Annotated in this window: 14 protein-coding genes; all 14 read left to right on the forward strand. The window is 72.0% G+C overall.

Annotation, left to right across the window (positions count from 1 at the left end; genetic code table 11):
- Positions 1-283 precede the first annotated feature (283 nt).
- On the forward strand, positions 284-1,495 hold the full coding sequence (locus ACZ7L7_RS04335; RefSeq protein WP_285511046.1) for an ROK family transcriptional regulator: 1,212 nt from the start codon (positions 284-286) through the stop codon (positions 1,493-1,495).
- A gap of 55 nt (positions 1,496-1,550) precedes the next feature.
- A complete protein-coding gene (locus tag ACZ7L7_RS04340) occupies positions 1,551-2,882 on the forward strand; it encodes an ABC transporter substrate-binding protein (protein WP_472074713.1) in 1,332 nt (443 codons plus the stop codon).
- Positions 2,883-2,888: 6 nt separating this feature from the next.
- On the forward strand, positions 2,889-3,824 hold the full coding sequence (locus ACZ7L7_RS04345; RefSeq protein ID WP_285511044.1) for a carbohydrate ABC transporter permease: 936 nt from the start codon (positions 2,889-2,891) through the stop codon (positions 3,822-3,824).
- Positions 3,824-4,717 carry a carbohydrate ABC transporter permease gene (locus ACZ7L7_RS04350; RefSeq protein ID WP_472074715.1) on the forward strand — a complete coding sequence of 298 codons (894 nt, stop codon included), beginning with the start codon at positions 3,824-3,826 and terminating at the stop codon, positions 4,715-4,717. The genes ACZ7L7_RS04345 and ACZ7L7_RS04350 overlap by 1 nt, the downstream gene beginning before the upstream one ends.
- An 8-nt stretch (positions 4,718-4,725) precedes the next feature.
- Entirely contained in the window at positions 4,726-5,991 is a 1,266-nt protein-coding gene (locus ACZ7L7_RS04355) for a 6-phospho-beta-glucosidase (RefSeq protein WP_472074717.1), read from the forward strand.
- Positions 5,982-6,953: an N-acetylglucosamine kinase gene (locus ACZ7L7_RS04360; protein WP_453605119.1), complete on the forward strand. Its 972-nt coding sequence runs from the start codon at positions 5,982-5,984 to the stop codon at positions 6,951-6,953. Before ACZ7L7_RS04355 ends, ACZ7L7_RS04360 begins: the two co-directional genes overlap by 10 nt.
- A gap of 176 nt (positions 6,954-7,129) precedes the next feature.
- A complete protein-coding gene (locus ACZ7L7_RS04365; protein WP_453605121.1) occupies positions 7,130-7,903 on the forward strand; it encodes a glycosyltransferase family 2 protein in 774 nt (257 codons plus the stop codon).
- A 287-nt stretch (positions 7,904-8,190) separates the two neighbouring features.
- On the forward strand, positions 8,191-9,636 hold the full coding sequence (locus ACZ7L7_RS04370) for a hypothetical protein (RefSeq protein WP_453605123.1): 1,446 nt from the start codon (positions 8,191-8,193) through the stop codon (positions 9,634-9,636).
- Positions 9,637-9,650: 14 nt separating this feature from the next.
- Positions 9,651-10,694: a glutamate ABC transporter substrate-binding protein gene (locus ACZ7L7_RS04375; protein ID WP_285511039.1), complete on the forward strand. Its 1,044-nt coding sequence runs from the start codon at positions 9,651-9,653 to the stop codon at positions 10,692-10,694.
- 58 nt (positions 10,695-10,752) lie between these two features.
- Positions 10,753-12,090 carry a hypothetical protein gene (locus tag ACZ7L7_RS04380; protein WP_285511038.1) on the forward strand — a complete coding sequence of 446 codons (1,338 nt, stop codon included), beginning with the start codon at positions 10,753-10,755 and terminating at the stop codon, positions 12,088-12,090.
- The gene (locus tag ACZ7L7_RS04385; protein WP_453605127.1) at positions 12,087-14,576 is read left to right on the forward strand and encodes a serine/threonine-protein kinase; all 2,490 of its coding nucleotides are present in this window, start codon (positions 12,087-12,089) and stop codon (positions 14,574-14,576) included. The genes ACZ7L7_RS04380 and ACZ7L7_RS04385 overlap by 4 nt, the downstream gene beginning before the upstream one ends.
- 3 nt (positions 14,577-14,579) lie before the next feature.
- On the forward strand, positions 14,580-15,887 hold the full coding sequence (locus ACZ7L7_RS04390; RefSeq protein ID WP_472074721.1) for a protein phosphatase 2C domain-containing protein: 1,308 nt from the start codon (positions 14,580-14,582) through the stop codon (positions 15,885-15,887).
- A gap of 102 nt (positions 15,888-15,989) precedes the next feature.
- Positions 15,990-17,336 (forward strand): vWA domain-containing protein, encoded by a 1,347-nt coding sequence (locus ACZ7L7_RS04395; protein WP_472074723.1) that lies wholly within the window; start codon positions 15,990-15,992, stop codon positions 17,334-17,336.
- 94 nt (positions 17,337-17,430) lie between these two features.
- Positions 17,431-18,780 carry an FHA domain-containing protein gene (locus ACZ7L7_RS04400; protein ID WP_472074725.1) on the forward strand — a complete coding sequence of 450 codons (1,350 nt, stop codon included), beginning with the start codon at positions 17,431-17,433 and terminating at the stop codon, positions 18,778-18,780.
- The last annotated feature ends 112 nt before the right edge of the window (positions 18,781-18,892 follow it).

Raw genomic sequence — 18,892 nt, forward strand, 5'->3', positions numbered from 1 at the left:
GGGCGAGACCTTGGCCCCCTCTGGGGAGGGGAAGAAGGGGAAGGCACCCCTCGGGCTTTTTTTTTGTTCGGTGCTCCCCCACCTTTTTTTTTTCTCCCCCCCCCCCCCCCCGAAACCGCCATTTGCTTGCCTGCCTCCCGTTCCCGGGGGTTGACGGCTCCGGGTTGGGCGCCTACCTTCCTCGTCAATCGGTAGGAAAGGTTCCTAACAGCGCTGGACGTTACGGGTGGCGCGAGAACCGGGCGTGAGAAGCTTCACCCTGGAAAGGCAGGTGGCAGATCGCATGGCAGGAACCGTCGGCACGCCGGGCACCCCACGTGTCCTGCGCGCCATGAACGACCGCGCCGCCCTGGACCTGCTCCTGGAGCACGGCCCCCTGTCCCGTACGAGGATCGGCAAGCTCACCGGCCTGTCCAAGCCCACCGCCTCCCAGCTGCTGGCCCGGCTGGAGGCCGCCGGACTGGTCCTGGCCACCGGCACCACCGAGGGCCGCCCCGGCCCGAGCGCCCAGCTCTACGCGGTCAACCCCGCCGCGGGCCACGCGGCCGGACTCGACGTCACCCCCGAGCGCGTCCTCGCCGCCGTCGCCGACATCACCGGCCGCACCGTCGGCCGGTACGAACTGCCCACCCCGGGCCGCCGCCCCGCCCGGCCCGTCGTCCAGCAGGTGACCGAGGCCCTGGACGGCGCCGTGAAGGCCGCCGGGCTCACCCGCGACGACATCCGGCGCCTGGTCATCGGCACCCCCGGCGCCTTCGACCCGAACACCGGCCGGCTGCGCTACGCCGCCCACCTGCCCGGCTGGCACTCCCCGGCCCTCCTCGACGAACTCGCCGCAGCCCTGCCGATGCCGGTGGAGTACGAGAACGACGTCAACCTCGTCGCCGTCGCCGAACAGCGGCTCGGCGCGGCCCGCGGCCACGGGGACTTCGTACTGCTGTGGAACGAGGACGGACTCGGCGCCGCGCTCGTCCTCGGCGGACGGCTGCACCGCGGCTTCACCGGCGGCGCCGGCGAGGTCGGCTTCCTGCCGGTACCGGGCGCGCCCCTGGTGCGCCAGGTGACCCGCACCAACAGCGGCGGCTACCAGGAGCTGGCCGGTGCCCAGGCGATCCCCCGGCTCGCCCGGGAACTGGGCATCGAACCCGTCCCCGAGGGGCCGTACACCGAGGTCGCCGCCGCCCTGCTGGCGCGGGCCGCGGACAGCGGCGCCGAGGCGGAACGGCGGCTCCTTTCCACGTACGCGACCGGTCTGGCCACCGGTCTCGCCTCCCTTGTCTCCGTACTCGACCCCGAACTCGTCGTCCTCAGCGGCAGCGCCCTCACCTCGGGCGGCGAACGGCTGCTGGCCCTCGTCCGGGCCGAACTGGCGGAACTGGCCGCGTCCCGGCCACGGCTGGTGATGGGCGACGTGACCGAACACCCCGTCCTGCGCGGCGCGCTGGAGAGCGCGCTGGCTATGACCCGCGACGAGGTCTTTGACACCTCGCGCTGAGCAGCCTCGCGCTGAGTAACCCCCCTTACGACAGCCCGCTCAGGGAGACTCCGTCATGCCCAAATACAGCCGAAATGCGGCTTGTGTTCTCACCGCATCCCTCGCTCTCCTCGTCACCGCCTGTACCGGCTCCTCCGAGTCCGGGGCCACCGATGACCCCAACGCCGAGACCACGCTCACCTTCTGGCACGGGTGGAGCGCGCCCGCCGAGGTGAAGGCCGTCGAGGAGAACATCGCCCGGTTCGAGAAGGCGCACCCCAACATCAAGGTGAAGGTCGTCGGCAACATCAACGACGACAAGCTCAACCAGGCGCTGCGCGCGGGCGGTTCGAAGGGACCGGACGTGGTGTCCTCGTTCACCACCTCCAACGTCGGCAAGTTCTGCTCCTCGGGCGCCTTCCTCGACCTGAAGCCGTTCATCGAGAAGTCGAAGCTCGACCTGGACGCGATCATCCCGAAGCCGATGCTCGACTACACCCAGTTCGAGGGCACGCGCTGCGCCCTGCCGCTGCTCGGCGACGCCTACGGCCTCTACTACAACAAGGACGCCTTCGAGGAAGCCGGTATCAAGGCCCCGCCGAAGACCTGGTCGGAGTTCGCGACAGTGGCCAAGAAGCTCACCAAGACCAAGGGCGACTCCTACGAGCAGCTCGGGTTCATGCCGACGTACCACGGCTACGAGACGGTCGTCTCGCACTACATGTCCCAGTGGGACCACGAGTACTTCGACAAGGACGGCAAGTCGAACATCGCCGAGGACCCGGCGTTCGCCGAGATGTTCACGTACCAGAAGAAGCTCGTCGACGACCTCGGCGGATTCGCGAAGCTGGAGGAGTACCGCACCACCTTCGGCGACGAGTGGGGTGCCGAACACCCCTTCCACACCGGCCAGGTGGCCATGCAGCTCGACGGCGAGTGGCGGCTGGGCATGGCCAAGGACGCGGGTCTTGACTTCGAGATAGGCACCGCGCCGCTGCCGGTCGCCGATGACGAGGTCGACGAGTACGGCAAGGGGTTCCTGTCCGGCACGATCGTCGGCATCGCGCCTGCCAGCAAGAAGCAGAACGCAGCCTGGGAGCTGGTGAAGTACCTGACGACCGACACCGAGTCCGTGGTCGCCTTCTCCAACGCCATCCACAATGTGCCGTCCACCTTCGAGGCCCTGAAGTCCCCCGATCTGAAGACCGACCCGGAGTTCAGGACGTTCCTGGACATCGCCCTGCACCCCGAGTCCACGACCGCCCCGAACGCGGTGGACGGCGCCACCTACCAGCTCACCCTCCAGGACTTCGGCTACCAGTACGAGTCCGGCAAGGCGAAGGACCTCAAGGCGGGCCTGGAGAAGACGGCCGAGCAGATCGACCGTGACATCGAGCAGGCGAAGTAGCCCACCATGTCCACGCTCGCCGTACGGCGCCGCAGGTCCGCCCTGCGGACGCTGGCCTTCCTCTCCCCCTGGCTGATCGGCTTCGCCGTCTTCTTCGCCTACCCGCTGATCTCCACCGTGTACTTCTCCCTGATGAAGTACGACGGCTTCAACACCCCGGAGTTCCGCGGCCTGGACAACTGGACCTACGTCTTCTCCGACTACCCCATGTTCTGGCCCGCGCTGCGCAACACCCTGTGGCTGGTGCTGGTGATGGTCACGTGCCGGGTCGTCTTCGGGCTCGGGGTGGGTCTGCTCGTCACGCGGATCAAGCGGGGGGCCGGGGTCTTCCGCACCCTGTTCTACCTGCCCTATCTCGCCCCGCCGGTCGCCGCCACGCTGGCTTTTGTCTTCCTGCTCAACCCCGGTACCGGGCCGGTGAATTCGGTGCTGGACGGCGTTGGGCTGCCCACGCCGGGCTGGTTCACGGACGCCTCCTGGTCGAAGCCGGCGCTCACCGCGCTCGCCGTGTGGGGCGTCGGTGACCTGATGGTCATCTTCATGGCCGCGCTGCTGGACGTACCGAAGGAGCAGTACGAGGCCGCCGAGCTGGACGGGGCCTCGGCATGGCAGCGGTTCCGGTTCGTGACGCTGCCGAACATCTCGCCGATCGTGCTGTTCGCGGTGGTCACCGGGGTGATCCAGACCATGCAGTACTACACGCAGCCGCTGGTCGCCGGGAAGGTGGCCTCCGGGGTGATCGGCGGCTCTGGGCAGCAGTTCGAGCCGGGCTACCCCGACAAGTCGACCCTGACTCTCCCGCAACTCGTCTACAACCTCGGCTTCCAGCGCTTCGACTACGGCGCCGCCTGCGTGGTCGCGCTGGTTCTGTTCGCCCTCGCCATGGCCTTCACGGCACTGCTGATGCGCCGCCGCGGCGGACTGCTCGGAGCAGGTGACTGATGACCCAGGTACTCGACAAACCGCCCGTGCGGCCGGTCCCCGTGGCCGAGCAGCTCCGCACCGCGCGCCGCCGCACGCTGCTGGAGTGGATCGCGGTGCACTCCCTCGGCGTGGCCGCCGCGCTCTTCTTCACGCTGCCGTTCGTCTTCGTGGTCCTCACCTCGCTGATGAGCGACCAGCAGGCCCTCACCCGCGACCTGGTCCCCGACACCTGGGAATGGGACAACTACCGGCGCGTCCTGGACACCCCCGGCTTTCTCACCTGGTGGCGCAACACCCTGCTCTACGCGGGCCTCGGCACCGTCCTGACGGTGGTGTCGTCGATCCCGGTGGCGTACGCGCTGGCCAAGTTCCGCTTCCGGGGCCGGAATCTGGCCATGATGCTGGTGATCGCGATGATGATGCTGCCGCCGCAGGTCGTGGTCATCCCGATGTACCTCTTCTGGGCGAAGCAGCTGGACCTGTCCGGCACCCTGTGGCCGCTGATCATCCCGATGGCGTTCGGGGACGCGTTCTCCATCTTCCTGCTGCGCCAGTTCCTGCTGACGATCCCGAACGAGTATCTGGACGCGGCGCGGGTGGACGGCTGCGGGGAGCTGCGGACCCTGCTGAAGGTCGTCCTGCCCATGGCGAAGCCGGGCATCGCCGCGGTGGCCCTCTTCCAGTTCTTCTACGCCTGGAACGACTACTTCGGCCCGCAGATCTACGCCTCCGAGAACCCCGGTGCCTGGACGCTCAGTTACGGCCTGGAGTCCTTCAAGGGCGCGCACCACACCGACTGGAACCTGACCATGGCCGCGACCGTTCTGGTCATGGCCCCTGTGATCCTCGTGTTCTTCTTCGCGCAGAAGGCGTTCGTCGAGGGCGTCACACTGACCGGAGTGAAGGGTTGAGCCGCACAATGAAACTCACCGTGGTCGGCGGAGGATCGACCTACACGCCCGAACTCATCGACGGCTTCGCCCGGTTGCGGGACACCCTGCCGGTGAAGGAGCTGGTCCTGGTCGATCCGGCGGCCGAGCGCCTGGAGCTGGTCGGGGGCCTGGCCCGCCGTATCCTCGCCCGCCAGGACCACCCCGCGCGCGTGGTCACCACCGCCGACCTGGACGCGGGCGTCGCGGACGCCGACGCGGTGCTCCTGCAGCTCCGGGTCGGCGGGCAGGCGGCCCGCAACGAGGACGAGACGTGGCCGCTGGAGTGCGGCTGCGTCGGCCAGGAGACGACGGGCGCCGGCGGCCTGGCGAAGGCGCTGCGGACGGTCCCGGTGGTGCTGGACATCGCCGGACGGGTCCGGCGCGCCAACCCCGCCGCCTGGATCATCGACTTCACCAACCCGGTCGGCATCGTGACCCGGGCCCTGCTCAAGGCCGGGCACCGCGCGGTCGGCCTGTGCAACGTGGCGATCGGCTTCCAGCGCCGGTTCGCCGGGCTGCTCGGCGTCGACCCGTCCGAGGTCCACCTCGACCACGTGGGCCTGAACCACCTCACCTGGGAGACGGGGGTACGGCTGGGCGGCCCGGAGGGCGAGGACGTCCTGCCGAAGCTGCTGGCGGAGCACGGCGGCCCGCTCGCCGACACCCTGCACCTGCCCCGCACGGTCCTGGACCGCCTGGGCGTGGTCCCGTCCTACTACCTGCGCTACTACTACGCGCACGACGAGGTGGTGCGGGAACTGCGCACCAAGCCCTCGCGGGCGGCGGAAGTGGCGGAGATGGAGCGTGAGCTGCTGCGGCTGTACGCCGATCCGACACTGGACGAGAAGCCGGAGCTGCTGTCGCGGCGGGGCGGGGCCTACTACTCGGAGGCGGCCGTGGACCTGGCGGCGGGGCTGCTGGGCGGGGGCGGAAGCACGTACCAGGTGGTGAACACGTACAACAACGGCACGCTGCCCTTCCTGCCCGACGACGCGGTGGTGGAGGTGCAGGCGGCGGTGGGCCCGCAGGGAGCCTCGCCGCTGCCGGTGCGCCCGGTGGACCCGCTGTACGCGGGACTGATCGCGAACGTGACGGCCTACGAGGACCTCGCGCTGGAGGCGGCGCTGCGCGGCGGGCGGGAGCGGGTTTTCCGGGCGCTGCTCGCCCACCCGCTGATCGGCCAGTACGACTACGCCGAGACCCTGACCGACCTGCTGATCGCGCACAACCGGGAGCACCTCGCGTGGGCATGACGGGCACGGTCCTCGCCGTCGACGCGGGGAACAGCAAGACCGACGTGGCCGTGGTGACCGCGGCCGGGGAGGTCGTCGGCGCGGCCCGCGGGGGCGGCTTCCGCCCTCCGGCGGTGGGGGTCGACGCGGCGGTGGACACGCTGGAGAAGGCGGTGCGGGAGGCGTTCGCGGCGGCGGGTGTGTCCTCGGTGACCCATGTCTCCGCCTGCCTGGCCAACGCGGACCTGCCGGTCGAGGAGGAGGGTCTTACGGCGGCGCTGCGGGCCCGCGGGTGGGGTTCCTCAGTGGACGTCCGCAACGACACGTTCGCGATCCTGCGGGCCGGGGTGGCGGAGCCGCGGGGGGTCGCCGTGGTGTGCGGCGCGGGCATCAACTGCGTCGGCATGCACCCCGACGGCCGCACCGCCCGCTTCCCGGCGCTGGGCCGTATCTCCGGTGACTGGGGCGGGGGCTGGGGCCTGGCGGAGGAGGCGCTGTGGCACGCGGCGCGGGCGGAGGACGGGCGGGGCGCCCCGACAGCACTGGCGAGGACGCTTCCGGCCCACTTCGGCCTGCCGTCGATGCCGGCGCTGATCGAGGCACTGCACCTCGACGAGGTGCCCCTCGCGCGCCGCCACGAGCTGTCCCCGGTCCTCTTCGAAACCGCGGCGGCGGGCGACGAGATCGCGCGGGGGCTGGTGGACCGGCTGGCGGAGGAGGTCGCGACGATGGCCACGGTCGCCCTGCGGCGCCTGGACCTGCTGGAGGAGGAGACGCCGGTGGTGCTGGGCGGGAGTGTGCTGGCGGCACGGCACGAGCAGCTGGACGTGGGGGTGCGGGACGTACTGGCGTCGATGGCGCCGAAGGCGGTGCCGAGGGTGGTGACGGCGCGGCCGGTGCTGGGGGCGGTACTGCTGGGCCTGGACCACCTGCGGGCGGGACCGGAGGCAGCCCGCACGGCCCGCGCCCACTACGAGCACTGAGCCACACGCCGCGTGTCCACGTCGTCACCGGAGAAGAGGGGGCCGATCCCGGCCGCCCGCACGGTCAGGGCCTCCCCCACAAGGCCCTGACCTGCGACGACGACCCGCGTGGCGACTCCCCTCCGATACCGGTGCTTGAATGGACCGCCCGTTCCGGTCCGGCAAGGAGAGATGCAGTGCCTTTGGTGTCCGTCGTGATGCCCGTGTACAACTCGGCGACCACGCTGGGCGCGGCAGTCCGGTCGGTGCTGACGCAGACCCATGCCGACCTGGAGCTGCTGATCACCGACGACCAGTCCACCGACAGCTCCATGGACCTGCTGCGCGAGCTCGCCGCACATGACGAACGCGTCCTGCCGCAGACCGCGCCCGAGCAGGGCGGCGCCGGCAAGGCCCGCAACCTCGCCATCCAGCGCGCCCGCGGGGACTACGTCGCCTTCCTCGACAGCGACGACATGTGGCTGCCCGAGAAGCTGGAGAAGCAGCTCGCCTTCGCCGCCGAGGGCGACGCACCGCTGACGTTCACCTCGTACTACAAGATGGACGCCGACCACGCTGGTGAGAGCACCGAGTGGGTCCCCAACGGGCGGGTGATCCGTGCCCGGCCGCACGTGGACTACAAGGCGATGCTGCGCCGCGACTACATCGGGGCCCTCACCGCGATGTACGACCGGCGTGTCCTGGGCACCAGGCTGATGCCGGAGATGCGCAAGCGCCAGGACTACGCCCTGTGGCTGTCGATCATGCGGGACGGTGCCGACGCCCGCGGCCTGGACGAACCGCTGGCCGTCTACCGGGCCCACCAGGCCGGGTCACTGTCCTCCAACAAGATGTCGCTGGTGAAGTACAACTGGGCCCTGTACCGCGAGCACGAGCGACTGTCGGTGCCGCGGGCGTCGCTGGCGCTGGCCGGCGCCGCGTGGCAGTCGGTGCGCAACTCGCGTATCTAGCCGTGCTGTTCCGGGGCCTCGGTGACGCCGACGTCCCGGGCGGCATCTCCGACTCCTCGACCCCCTCGACCCCTCGACCCCTCGACCCCTCGGCTCCTCGGCTCCTCGGCTCCTCGGCTCCTCGGTGAATACGTCGGGGCGGCCCTCACGCAGCCCTCCCCGGAACCGAACCGATTCGTACCGCGTATTCATGGGCAGGGGGTGATCCGGGACACTGCGAGGCCGCCGGCGGACCCACCGTGACGAATGCCGGTGCCGCCAGTGATACTTGCGGGCGACGGATGACCATGGGGGAGGTCGGAGTGAACAGGTCGGCGAACAGCGGCACGGCACCACCAACGTCGGCACCGCCGACCGGCATGCCCTCGGTGCCCCCGCAGCGGACACGCGCCACCGCACTGCCGCAGGCCCCCGACAGGCGCCGCACGGCCTTCGCCGAGGGGCTCGACCAGCTCCGGGCCGCCGCGACCACCGAACCCGGCCGCCTCCGCATCATCGGCGCCGTACTCGCCCTCCTCGTCGTCGCCTTCGGCACGGTCACGGCGTGGCAGGTCAACGACCGGGCGACAGCGGCGGACAGCGTCCTCCACCGCAGCCAGCCCATCAGCTCCGACGCCGCCGACATCTACCGGTCGCTCGCCGACGCCAACACCGCCGCCTCCAGCGGCTTCCTGGCCGGCCGGTCGGAGAGCGGGGACAACCGCGTCCGCTACGAGAAGGGCATCCGCACCGCCGCCGAGAAGCTCGTCGCCGCCGCGTCCAACTCCGACCCCGGCGACCCCTCGGCCGCCGCGATCTCCAAGCTCAACCGGCTGCTCCCGGAGTACAAGGGCCTGGTCGAGCAGGCCCGCACGTACAACCGGCAGGGCTTCCCGGTGGGCGGCGCCTACCTGCGCTACGCCAACGAGAAGATGCAGCGGGAGATGCTCCCGGCCGCCGAGGACCTGTACAAGAAGGAGAACCAGCGCCTGCGCGACGACTACGCCGACGCCACGCCCTACCCCTGGGCCGCGATAGCGCTCGGCGTCGTCGCCCTGGCCGCGCTCGCCTGGGCCCAGCACCGCAACTACCGGCGCACCAACCGCGTCCTGAACCACGGCCTGGTCGCCGCCACGGCGGCCGCCACCGTGGTGCTGCTGTGGCTGGTCGTCGGCCACAGCGTGGCCCGCGCAGGGCTCAACGACTCCTACGACCACGGCGTCCGCTCGCTGAACGTCCTCACCGACGCCCGTATCGCCTCCCTGAAGGCCCGCGGCAACGAGAACCTGACGCTGGTCTCCCGCGGTGCCGAGACCAAGAAGGTCGGCGAGGAGACGTACGACGCCTACGACTACGACTTCGAGCAGGACATCGACGCCCTCGGCAAGGGCCTCGCGCTCGCCGAGGACCTCGCCGACGACACCGAGGGCGGCAAGCCGGTCACCGCGGCCATGGGGAACATGAAGGAGTGGAAGAAGCGCCACTCCGCGGCCCGCGCCGAGGACGAGAACGGCGAGTACCAGAAGGCGCTGGACCGGGTGATCGGCGCCAAGGGCGCCACCGGCGAGTGCTTCGACAGTGTCGACGCCAACCTCGCCACCGCGCTGAAGCACGAGACGAACGAGTTCAAGTCGGCGGCCGGGGGCGGCCTGGACGCGATGTCGGGGCTGGCGATCGGCGCCGCCGTCCTCGCGGTCCTGGGCGCGGCGGGCGCCGTCCTGGGCATCGGCCGCAGGCTGTCGGAGTACCGGTGAGAGGGGGCACGACGATGCGAGCACGACGTCTGCGGGCCAGTCTGCGGGGCTGGGGCGGGGTCGGCGCGATGGCCGCCGTGTGCGCCCTGGCGGTCGTACTCGCCCTGCTGCTGCCGCTCGCCCGGACCTCCGGGGGTGACACCGCCGGCACCGGGGGTCAGAAGGTGGCTCACGGCGAGCAGGCGCGCGCCGCGGAGGAGTGCGAGGCGCCCGAGAAGCAGACCCTGTCCCCGTCCGGCGCCGACGGTCCGACCATCGAGGAGATCAAGAACCGGCAGGGCGAGAAGCGCAAGCTGGTCGTCGGCGTCGACCAGAACAGCTACCGCTGGGGCTACCGCAACCCCAACAGCACCGGCGCCGCCGAGCTGGAGGGCTTCGACATCGACCTGGTGCACCGCATCGCGGAGGACATCCTCGGCGACCCGGACGCGGTGCAGTTCAAGGCGATCCCCACCAACCAGCGCATCCCGGCGATCCAGGAGGGCCGCGTCGACATGGTGGTGCGCACCATGACGATCAACTGCGACCGGCTCGCCGATGTGGCGTTCTCCGCGCCCTACTTCAAGACCGGCCAGCATGTGCTGGCCCCCAAGTCCTCGAAGATCACCGGCTACGACGGCTCCCTCGCCGACGCCAGGATCTGCACCGCCGAGGGCTCCACCGCCTACTCCACCCTGGAGCAGGGCCGCAAGGACGGCGACCTGCCTGCCTCCGCCGACATCTCCCGCACCGTGCCCAACCAGCTCGACTGCCTGGTCCGCCTCCAACTCGGCGAGGTGGACGCGGTGGTGACCGACGGCGCCCTGGCCGCCAGCCAGGCCGCGCAGGACCCCACGGTCGAACTGAAGGGCGAGGCGTTCACCACCGAGTACTACGGCGTGGCGATGAAGAAGGACGCCGACGATCTGGTACGCCGGGTCAACCAGATCCTGGTGGACTACCGCAAGGACACCTCCGGCGGCTGGCAGGCGTCGTACGACAAGTGGCTTTCGGCGACACTGGGAGCGGAGTCGAAGGACTCGGAGCCGCCCGCGCCGCAGTACCTCCGCAAGAGCTGAACCCGCACCGCACGACTACAACTCCCCAGCCGGACACAACAGCAGCGAGAGGTGATCGATGGGCGTCACGGGACCCCCTGGGCCGGTGATGGACCGGGACGAGGTGGACCGTGCGCTGGCGCGGCTCGGCGCGGAGCACGAGGCGATCGAGACCTCGCTGCTCGCCCTCCAGGACCACGCGGGCCGCAGACTCCTCGAAGGGGCCGAGCTGACCGGCGTGACCAAGGAGCGCTGGACGGCCACGGAGGCGTCGATCACGCTGCTGTGGACGTACTTCGACGCCTACACGGCCGCCCTGCGCACCGCGCGGGAGATCCGGGCCCGCCGCCGCTGGTCCAGCCGCGAGGACCTGGTCGAGCTGACCGAACTGCTGCGCGGCGAGTCGGTCACGGTCGCCGGGTCCGCCGCCGCGACCGCCAACGCGCCGACCCTGCACGGCAATTCCGGCAAGCTCACCGAGCGGTACTCGCTGGTGACGCTGGTGGACCGGATGAACGAGCTGTACGCGACCTCGCTGGACATGGTGGTCGCCGCCGACGCGGTCTGGTCGGCGCTGCCCGCGCGGATCGATTTACTGGCCGCGGAGTTGCAGCGCACCCGCAAGCTCGCGTACTCCGTCGGGGTGCGGCCGGGCGAGCACCCGGCCGGGGACGACCTGGAGCGGATCACCCGCACCCTGACCCGGCTGCGCGAAGAGGTGGTCTCGGACCCGCTGGCGTACTGGCTTCCGGCGGAGGGCAGTTCGGCACCGGGCGGCGGGAAGCCGGACACCACGGTCTACGACCGCGAGGCGCGCGCCCTGGAGGACGTGCGCCGGGAGATCGAGGCCGTGCTGACGGTCCGGCAGGACGCGGAGGCCCGCCTGGTGAAGCTGCGGGACGTGCTCTCCCGCGCGGACCGCACCCTCGCCGAGGCCCGCACCGCGCGCGGTGAGGTCCTGGCGAAGATCGCCGCCACGGAGGTGCCGGTGGTCAGCGGCCCGCCGACCGTGCTCCAGGAGCAGTTGGCGACCGCCGCCGAGTACCGCAGACAGGCCCAGTGGCACCGGCTGTCCCCGCTGCTGGACTCCCTGGAGCAGAAGGCGGAGGACGAACTGCTGCGCGCCCGGGAGTCGTTGACCGCGGTCACCGCGCCGCTCGCGGTCCGTGCCGAGCTGCGCGGCCGGCTGGACGCGTACAAGGCGAAGGTGGCCCGGCTCGGCCTGGCCGAGGACCCGTTCCTGATCGAGCGCTACGACGCGGCCCGGCGCATGCTGTGGAGCGCGCCCTGCGACCTGCGCGTCGCGGAGCAGGCCGTCCTGCGCTACCAGCAGGCGGCGGCCGAGCAGCTCAGCGCCGCCTCGCACGTGCCGGAGCAGGGCGGCCCGCAGGACCGCAGGGGGGAGACGTCGTCATGAGTCAGGCACAGCAGACCTGCCAGCGGCCCGGCTGCGGCGGCAGTTACGAGGACATGGGCGGCGGCGAGCTGTACTGCGACACCTGCGGTCTGGCCCCCGTCGTCGCCACCAACGGCATGGTCGGCTCCACCCCGACGGGGGTGAGCGGGGGCGGCAAGTCCGGCTCCTCCAGCGCCAGTTCCCGCTCCAGCAGCCGCGCCAGCTCGCGTACGTCCTCGCAGTCGTCGAAGTCGCGCCGCTCGGTGTCGGGACGCCTCTCGCGGTCCCTGTCGGGGCGTACGTCCGGCCGTTCGGTGTCGGTGCGCAGCTCCGGCTCGGCGGCCGCCTCCTCCGGGCGGGGGCGGCTCGGGGTGGGCCTGGTCGAGGTGCCGGACGTGCCGCGGCCCGACCCGCGCGCGATGGTGCTGGACAACCCTGAGGTGCCCGAGCGCAAGCGGTTCTGCTCCCGCTCCGACTGCGGCGCCCCGGTGGGCCGTTCGCGCGGCGACCGGCCGGGCCGCACGGAGGGCTTCTGCACCAAGTGCGGGCACCCGTACTCCTTCGTGCCCAAGCTGCGGGCCGGGGACGTGGTGCACGGCCAGTACGAGGTCGTGGGCTGCCTGGCGCACGGCGGGCTCGGCTGGATCTACCTCGCGGTGGACCGCGCGGTCTCCGACCGGTGGGTGGTCCTCAAGGGCCTGCTGGACACCGGTGACCAGGACGCGATGGCGGCGGCGATCTCCGAGCGGCGCTTCCTGGCGGAGATCGAGCACGCCAACATCGTGCGGATCTACAACTTCGTCGAGCACCTCGACCAGCGCACCGGCTCCCTCGACGGCTACATCGTCATGGAGTACGTCGGCGGCAAGTCGCTGAAGGAGATCGCCAACGGCCGCCGCACACCCGACGGCAAGCGCGACCCGCTGCCGGTGGAGCAGGCCTGCGCCTACGGCATCGAGGCCCTGGAGGCGCTCGGCCATCTGCACAGCCGCAACCTGCTGTACTGCGACTTCAAGGTCGACAACGCCATCCAGACCGAGAGCCAGCTCAAGCTCATCGACATGGGCGCCGTGCGCCGCATGGACGACGACGAGTCGGCGATCTACGGCACGGTCGGCTACCAGGCGCCGGAGGTCGCCGAGGTGGGCCCGTCGGTGGCGAGCGACCTGTACACCGTCGCCCGCACCCTGGCGGTGCTGACCTTCGACTTCCAGGGCTACACGAACGTCTTCGTGGACTCCCTGCCCGACCCGGACAACATCGAGGTCTTCCGGCGGTACGAGTCCTTCTACCGGCTGCTGGTGCGCGCCACCGACCCGGACCCGGCGCGCCGGTTCGCCTCCGCGCAGGAGATGGCGGAGCAGCTGACGGGCGTGCTGCGGGAGGTCGTCTCGCTCCAGACGGGGCAGCCGCGGCCGTCCCTGTCGACACTGTTCGGGCCCGAAGTGAAGGTCACCGACACCGAGTTGTTCCCGAGACTGGACGGCGAGGTCTCCCGGCTCGGAGCGCGCCGCAACGGGCGCAAGGACACCGAGATCAGCGCGCCCGCGCTCTCCGCGGGGCTGGTCAAGCCCGTCAACGCACCCGTCGCGGCGCTCGCCCTTCCGGTGCCGCACGTGGACGCCTCGGACCCCAACGCCGGTTTCCTCGCGGGGCTTCTGGCCTCCGCCCCGGCCGAACTGGTGAGCGCCCTCGCCGCCGCCCCGGCGCCGTCCACCGAGACCCGCCTGCGGCAGGTGCGGGCCTGGCTGGAGAACGGCGAGGCGGGCACCGCGCACGAGATGCTGACCCGGCTGGAGGGCGAACGGCCCGACGACTGGCGGGTGGTGTGGTACCGGGGCGTGGCCGCGCTGGTCACCGGCGACCACGAGGGCGCCGCGCTCGCCTTCGACGCCGTCTACGACGCCTTCCCGGGTGAGCCCGCGCCGAAGCTGGCCCTCGGCCTGTGCGCGGAGGTGCTGGGCCAGCTCGACAACGCCGCCGAGTACTACCGCCTGGTGTGGTCGACCGACCCCAGCTTCGTCAGCGCCGCGTTCGGCCTGGCCCGGGTCCAGCTCGCCACCGGCGACCGGCGCGGCGCGGTGGCCACCCTGGAGTCGGTCCCGGAGAGCTCGATCCACTACACGGCCGCCCGGGTGGCCGCCGTACGGGCGCGGCTGCGGCAGCGCACCGCGGTCGCCTCCGACGTACCGTTCCTGGAGGACCTGACCGCCGCCGCGGGACAGGTGGAGGCGCTGCAGGCGTACGGCCTGGACCCGGCGCGCCGCGAGGAGTTGGCGACGGAGGTGCTCGGCTGTGCGCTGGACTGGGTACTCTCCGGTGGCCAAGGTTCCGTCCCCGACGCCGCCGGGGGACGGGTGCTGCTCGGCAGTGGCCTGGACGAGCGGGGACTGCGGTTCGGGCTGGAGCGTTCGTACCGCATGCTGGCCCGGCTCGCGCAGGGCGGCGAGGAGAGGATCGACCTGGTGGAACGCGCCAACCGTTACCGCCCCCGGACGTGGGTGTAGTTGATGTCACAGATGCCCCAGCAGGCCGCTCTGTCGCACTGCCCGAGCTGCGCCGAACCGCTGCTCACGGGTGACCGTTTCTGCGAGAAGTGCGGATACGACCTGTCCGCGACGGCGGCGCCCCAGACCCCGGCGGCCCCGGCTCCGGCTCCGGTCGCGCCTCCGGCCGCGGCCCCCGCTCCGGCGGTGAACGGCACCGCCCCCGTGGCCTGGCCGCACGCCTCCGAGCCCACCGGCACGGACACGCCCCCGGTCGTGCACGTACCGGCCGACCTGAAGGGCACCGGGTCCGACGGATCCGCGCCCGGCGGGGTGCGCTTCGACCGTGCGCCCGAGCCCGACGAGTACCCGCTCCAGGCGCCCGACCCGCGGATCGCCGCCGAGCAGCCCGCGCCCGCCAAGGTGTGCGTGGCCTGCCGGGCGGGCCGGGTCGACCAGGACGGCTACTGCGAGAACTGCGGGCACGCCCAGCCCCGCGAGCGCGACCACATGGAGCAGGAGTGCGGCCCGGTCGCGGCGGTCAGCGACCGCGGGCTGCGCCACCACCGCAACGAGGACGCCTTCGCCGTGGGCTGCACCGCGCTCGCCGACGGCTCCCCCGCGACCCTGGCGATCGTCTGCGACGGCGTCTCCTCCGCGACCCGCCCCGACGACGCCTCGCTGGCCGCGTCCCGGGCCGCGAGCGACGCCCTGCTGGCCGCCCTGCCGCAGGGCACGCACCCGCAGCAGGCGATGCACGAGGCGATCGTGGCGGCCTCCCGCGCGGTCAACGCGCTGGCCGGTGAACCCGCCACCGCCCTGGAGCAGGCCCCGCACCAGAACGCGCCCGCCTGCACCATCGTCGGCGCGATCGTCACCGCCGGTCTGCTGGTGGTCGGCTGGGTCGGCGACAGCCGCGTCTACTGGGTGCCGGTGGACCGCAGCGCGCCCCCGGCCCGGCTCACCGAGGACGACTCCTGGGCGGCCCAGATGGTCGCCGCGGGCCTGATGAACGAGGCCGAGGCGTACGCCGACGAGCGCGCCCACGCGATCACCGGCTGGCTCGGCGCGGACGCCTACGAACTGGAGCCGCACACCGCGTCCTTCAAGCCGGACCGGCCCGGTGTGGTCGTGGTCTGCACCGACGGTCTGTGGAACTACGCCGAGGCGGCCGAGGAGATGGCGGACGTGGTGCCCCTCGACGCGGCCGTACGGCCCCTGCACAGCGCCCAGGTACTGGTCGGTCACGCGCTCGACGGCGGGGGCCACGACAACGTAACAGTGGCCGTGCTGCCGTTCCCGGCCCCTCCGATGGGGGCAGGATCGGCCTGAGGCCCCGTTCAGCGGGGGCGGCCTCGACGGACCGGAGGGGACCGGTCCGCCATCAGCCATCGCCCCACTCCGGTGGGGTGTCCTAGGGGGATCAGAGAAGGCATGGCCATTTTCTCGAAGTCGAACGTGCCGCAGTTCTCGATGGACGTCTACCAGAACGAGTACCTCCCCGAGGGCGGCCGTGAGGTGAACGCGATCGTCACGGTCACCGCGACCGGCGGCGGCACGATCGGGAGCGCGGTCGCGGCGCCCCACCTGTTCACACCGGGGCAGGGCCCGTCCGCGGCCGTGGCGCTCATGGTCGACTGCTCGGGTTCGATGGACTACCCGGCGACCAAGATGCGCAACGCCCGGGACGCCACGGCCGCCGCGATCGACACCCTGCGCGACGGGGTGCACTTCGCGGTGATCGGCGGCACCCACGTCGCCAAGGAGGTCTACCCGGGCGCCGGGCGCCTCGCGGTCGCCGACGCCACCACCCGCGAGCAGGCCAAGCAGGCGCTGCGCGGGCTCACCGCGGGCGGCGGCACCGCGATCGGCACCTGGCTCCGGCTCGCCGACCGGCTGCTGTCCTCCGCGGACGTGGCCATCCGCCACGGCATCCTGCTCACCGACGGCCGCAATGAACACGAGTCACCCGAGGAGCTGCGCGCCGCGCTGGACGCCTGCGCGGGGCGTTTCACCTGCGACGCGCGCGGTGTGGGCACCGACTGGGAAGTGAAAGAAGTCACAGGGATCGCCTCCGCGCTCCTCGGCACCGCCGACATCGTCGCCGACCCGGCGGGGCTGGCCGCCGACTTCACGCAGATGATGGAGACGGCGATGGGCAAGGAGGTCGCGGACGTCTCCCTGCGGGTGTGGACCCCGGTGGGCACGACGATCAAATTCGTCAAGCAGGTGGCACCGACGGTCGAGGACCTGACCGGCCGCCGCACCGAATCGGGCCCGCGTTCGGGCGACTACCCCACCGGTTCCTGGGGCGACGAGTCCCGTGACTACCACGTTTGTGTCGAGGTTCCGCCCGCCGACCTGGGCCGGGAGATGCTTGCGGCGCGGGTCTCCCTGGTGATCCCGCAGCCGGACGGCAGCGTCCAGAACCTCGGCGCGCAGGGCCTGGTCCGGGCCGTGTGGACCGACGACATGGTCGCCTCGACCTCGATCAACCCGCAGGTCGCCCACTACACCGGGCAGGCCGAACTGGCACAGGCCATCCAACAGGGGCTCGATCTTCGCAAAGCGGGCGATATCGATGGAGCAACGGCCAAACTGGGCCGGGCGGTTCAGCTCGCCAGCGCCTCCGGAAACGCCGATACGGCGAAACTCCTTGCGAAGGTGGTGGACGTGGTCGATGCCGCGACAGGTACTGTGCGACTGAAGGCGAAGGTCGCGGAGGCCGACGAGATGACTCTCGAAACCCGGTCGACAAAGACTGTTCGTGTAAAGAAGTGACAGCACCACTGCCCGAGCGACAACGCGAGCCCGGCCCCTCGGGGTTGGAGAAATCCGGCTTCAACGGCCGGAAAGGAGAGGGGGAAGCGCCGACATGCCGACCTGCCCGAACGGACACCAGTCGGGTTCCGACGACTGGTGCGAGGTCTGCGGTCACCGCATGGCCGGTGCCGTACCGCCGCCTCCTCCGCCGCCCCCGCCCGGCGGCGGTTACGGCTTCCCGCCGCCCGGTGGCCCCGGAGCCCCCGGCGGCGCCCGGCCGCCGCACCTGTCCGCCGTACCGGACCACGAGCCGGAGCTCTGCCCGCAGTGCCGTACGCCCCGTGAGGGCGGCGCGCCGTTCTGCGAGGAGTGCCGGTGGAACTTCCTGACCAACACGGCCACGTCGTACACGCCGGCCGCTCCGCGCCCGCCGGCGCCCGGCCCCAGCCCGGCCGCCCGCTTCCAGCAGCAGTCCGGCCCGTCCTACGGCGGCGGTGACTCGTACGACTACCAGAGCTCGCGGCCGTCGCAGATGAACCGGCCCGCGGAACCGATCCCGCCGTTCGGCGCGGAGCCGGGTCCGGGCGGACCCGGCGGTCCGGGTGGCCCCGGCGGTCCGGGTGGCCCCGGCGGTCCTGGTGGCCAGGGGCCCTACGGCGGTCCCGGTGGCCCGAACGGTCCCGGTGGCTTCGGCGGCCAGGGTGGTCCCGGAGGCCCTGGCGGCCCCGGTGGCCCCTCCGGCTTCGGTGGTGACCCCTCGCGGCCCGTACCGCCGCCTCCCGGCCCGACCCCGCCCGCCGGTCCCGGAGGCCCTGGCGGCCCCGGTGGCGCTCCGCAGGGGTTCCAGTCCGGCCCGCCCGCCCCGCCCGGATACCCGCAGGAGACGAACCGTCCGCAGCCCGGCGGCCCGTCCTTCGGCGGCGGCGAGGACGACTGGGTGATCTCGCCCCCGTCCTCCGGCCCCGGCGGCCCCGGCCAGGGCGGCGGCTACGGCTACCCCCAGCCCGGCTCCGGCCAGGCGCCGCCCCCGCCCGGCGGCGGCTACCAGCAGCAGCCGGCCACCTGGACGGCGACCATCGGCCCGGACCGCGAGTACTTCATGGCGATGATGCAGCGCTCCGGCCCCGAGGCCGCGGGCCTGAACCTGCCCGCGTACTCGCCCGAGCAGCAGCGCACGCTCTCCGGCAACCAGGTCACCATCGGCCGCCGCCGGCACTCCACCGGCGAGTCCCCCGACATCGACCTGTCGGTGCCGCCGGAGGACCCGGGCGTCTCGCACCAGCACGCGGTGCTGGTGCAGCAGCCGAACGGCTCCTGGGCGGTCGTCGACCAGAACTCCACCAACGGCACCACGGTCAACGGCTCCGAGGAACCGATCCAGCCGTTCGTGCCGGTACCGCTCCAGGACGGCGACCGGGTGCACGTCGGCGCCTGGACGACGATCACCATCCGTCGCGGCTGAGCCGCGGAACTCTCACCGGAGGGGCCAGGCGTACGGCCCCTCCGGAATGCCCCGCACGCCCACGCGCCCGGCCGGGCCCCTCCGCCGGGAAACGCCGATGCGCCCACGGGCT

The organism is Streptomyces sp. NPDC110618 (genome assembly GCF_055657065.1).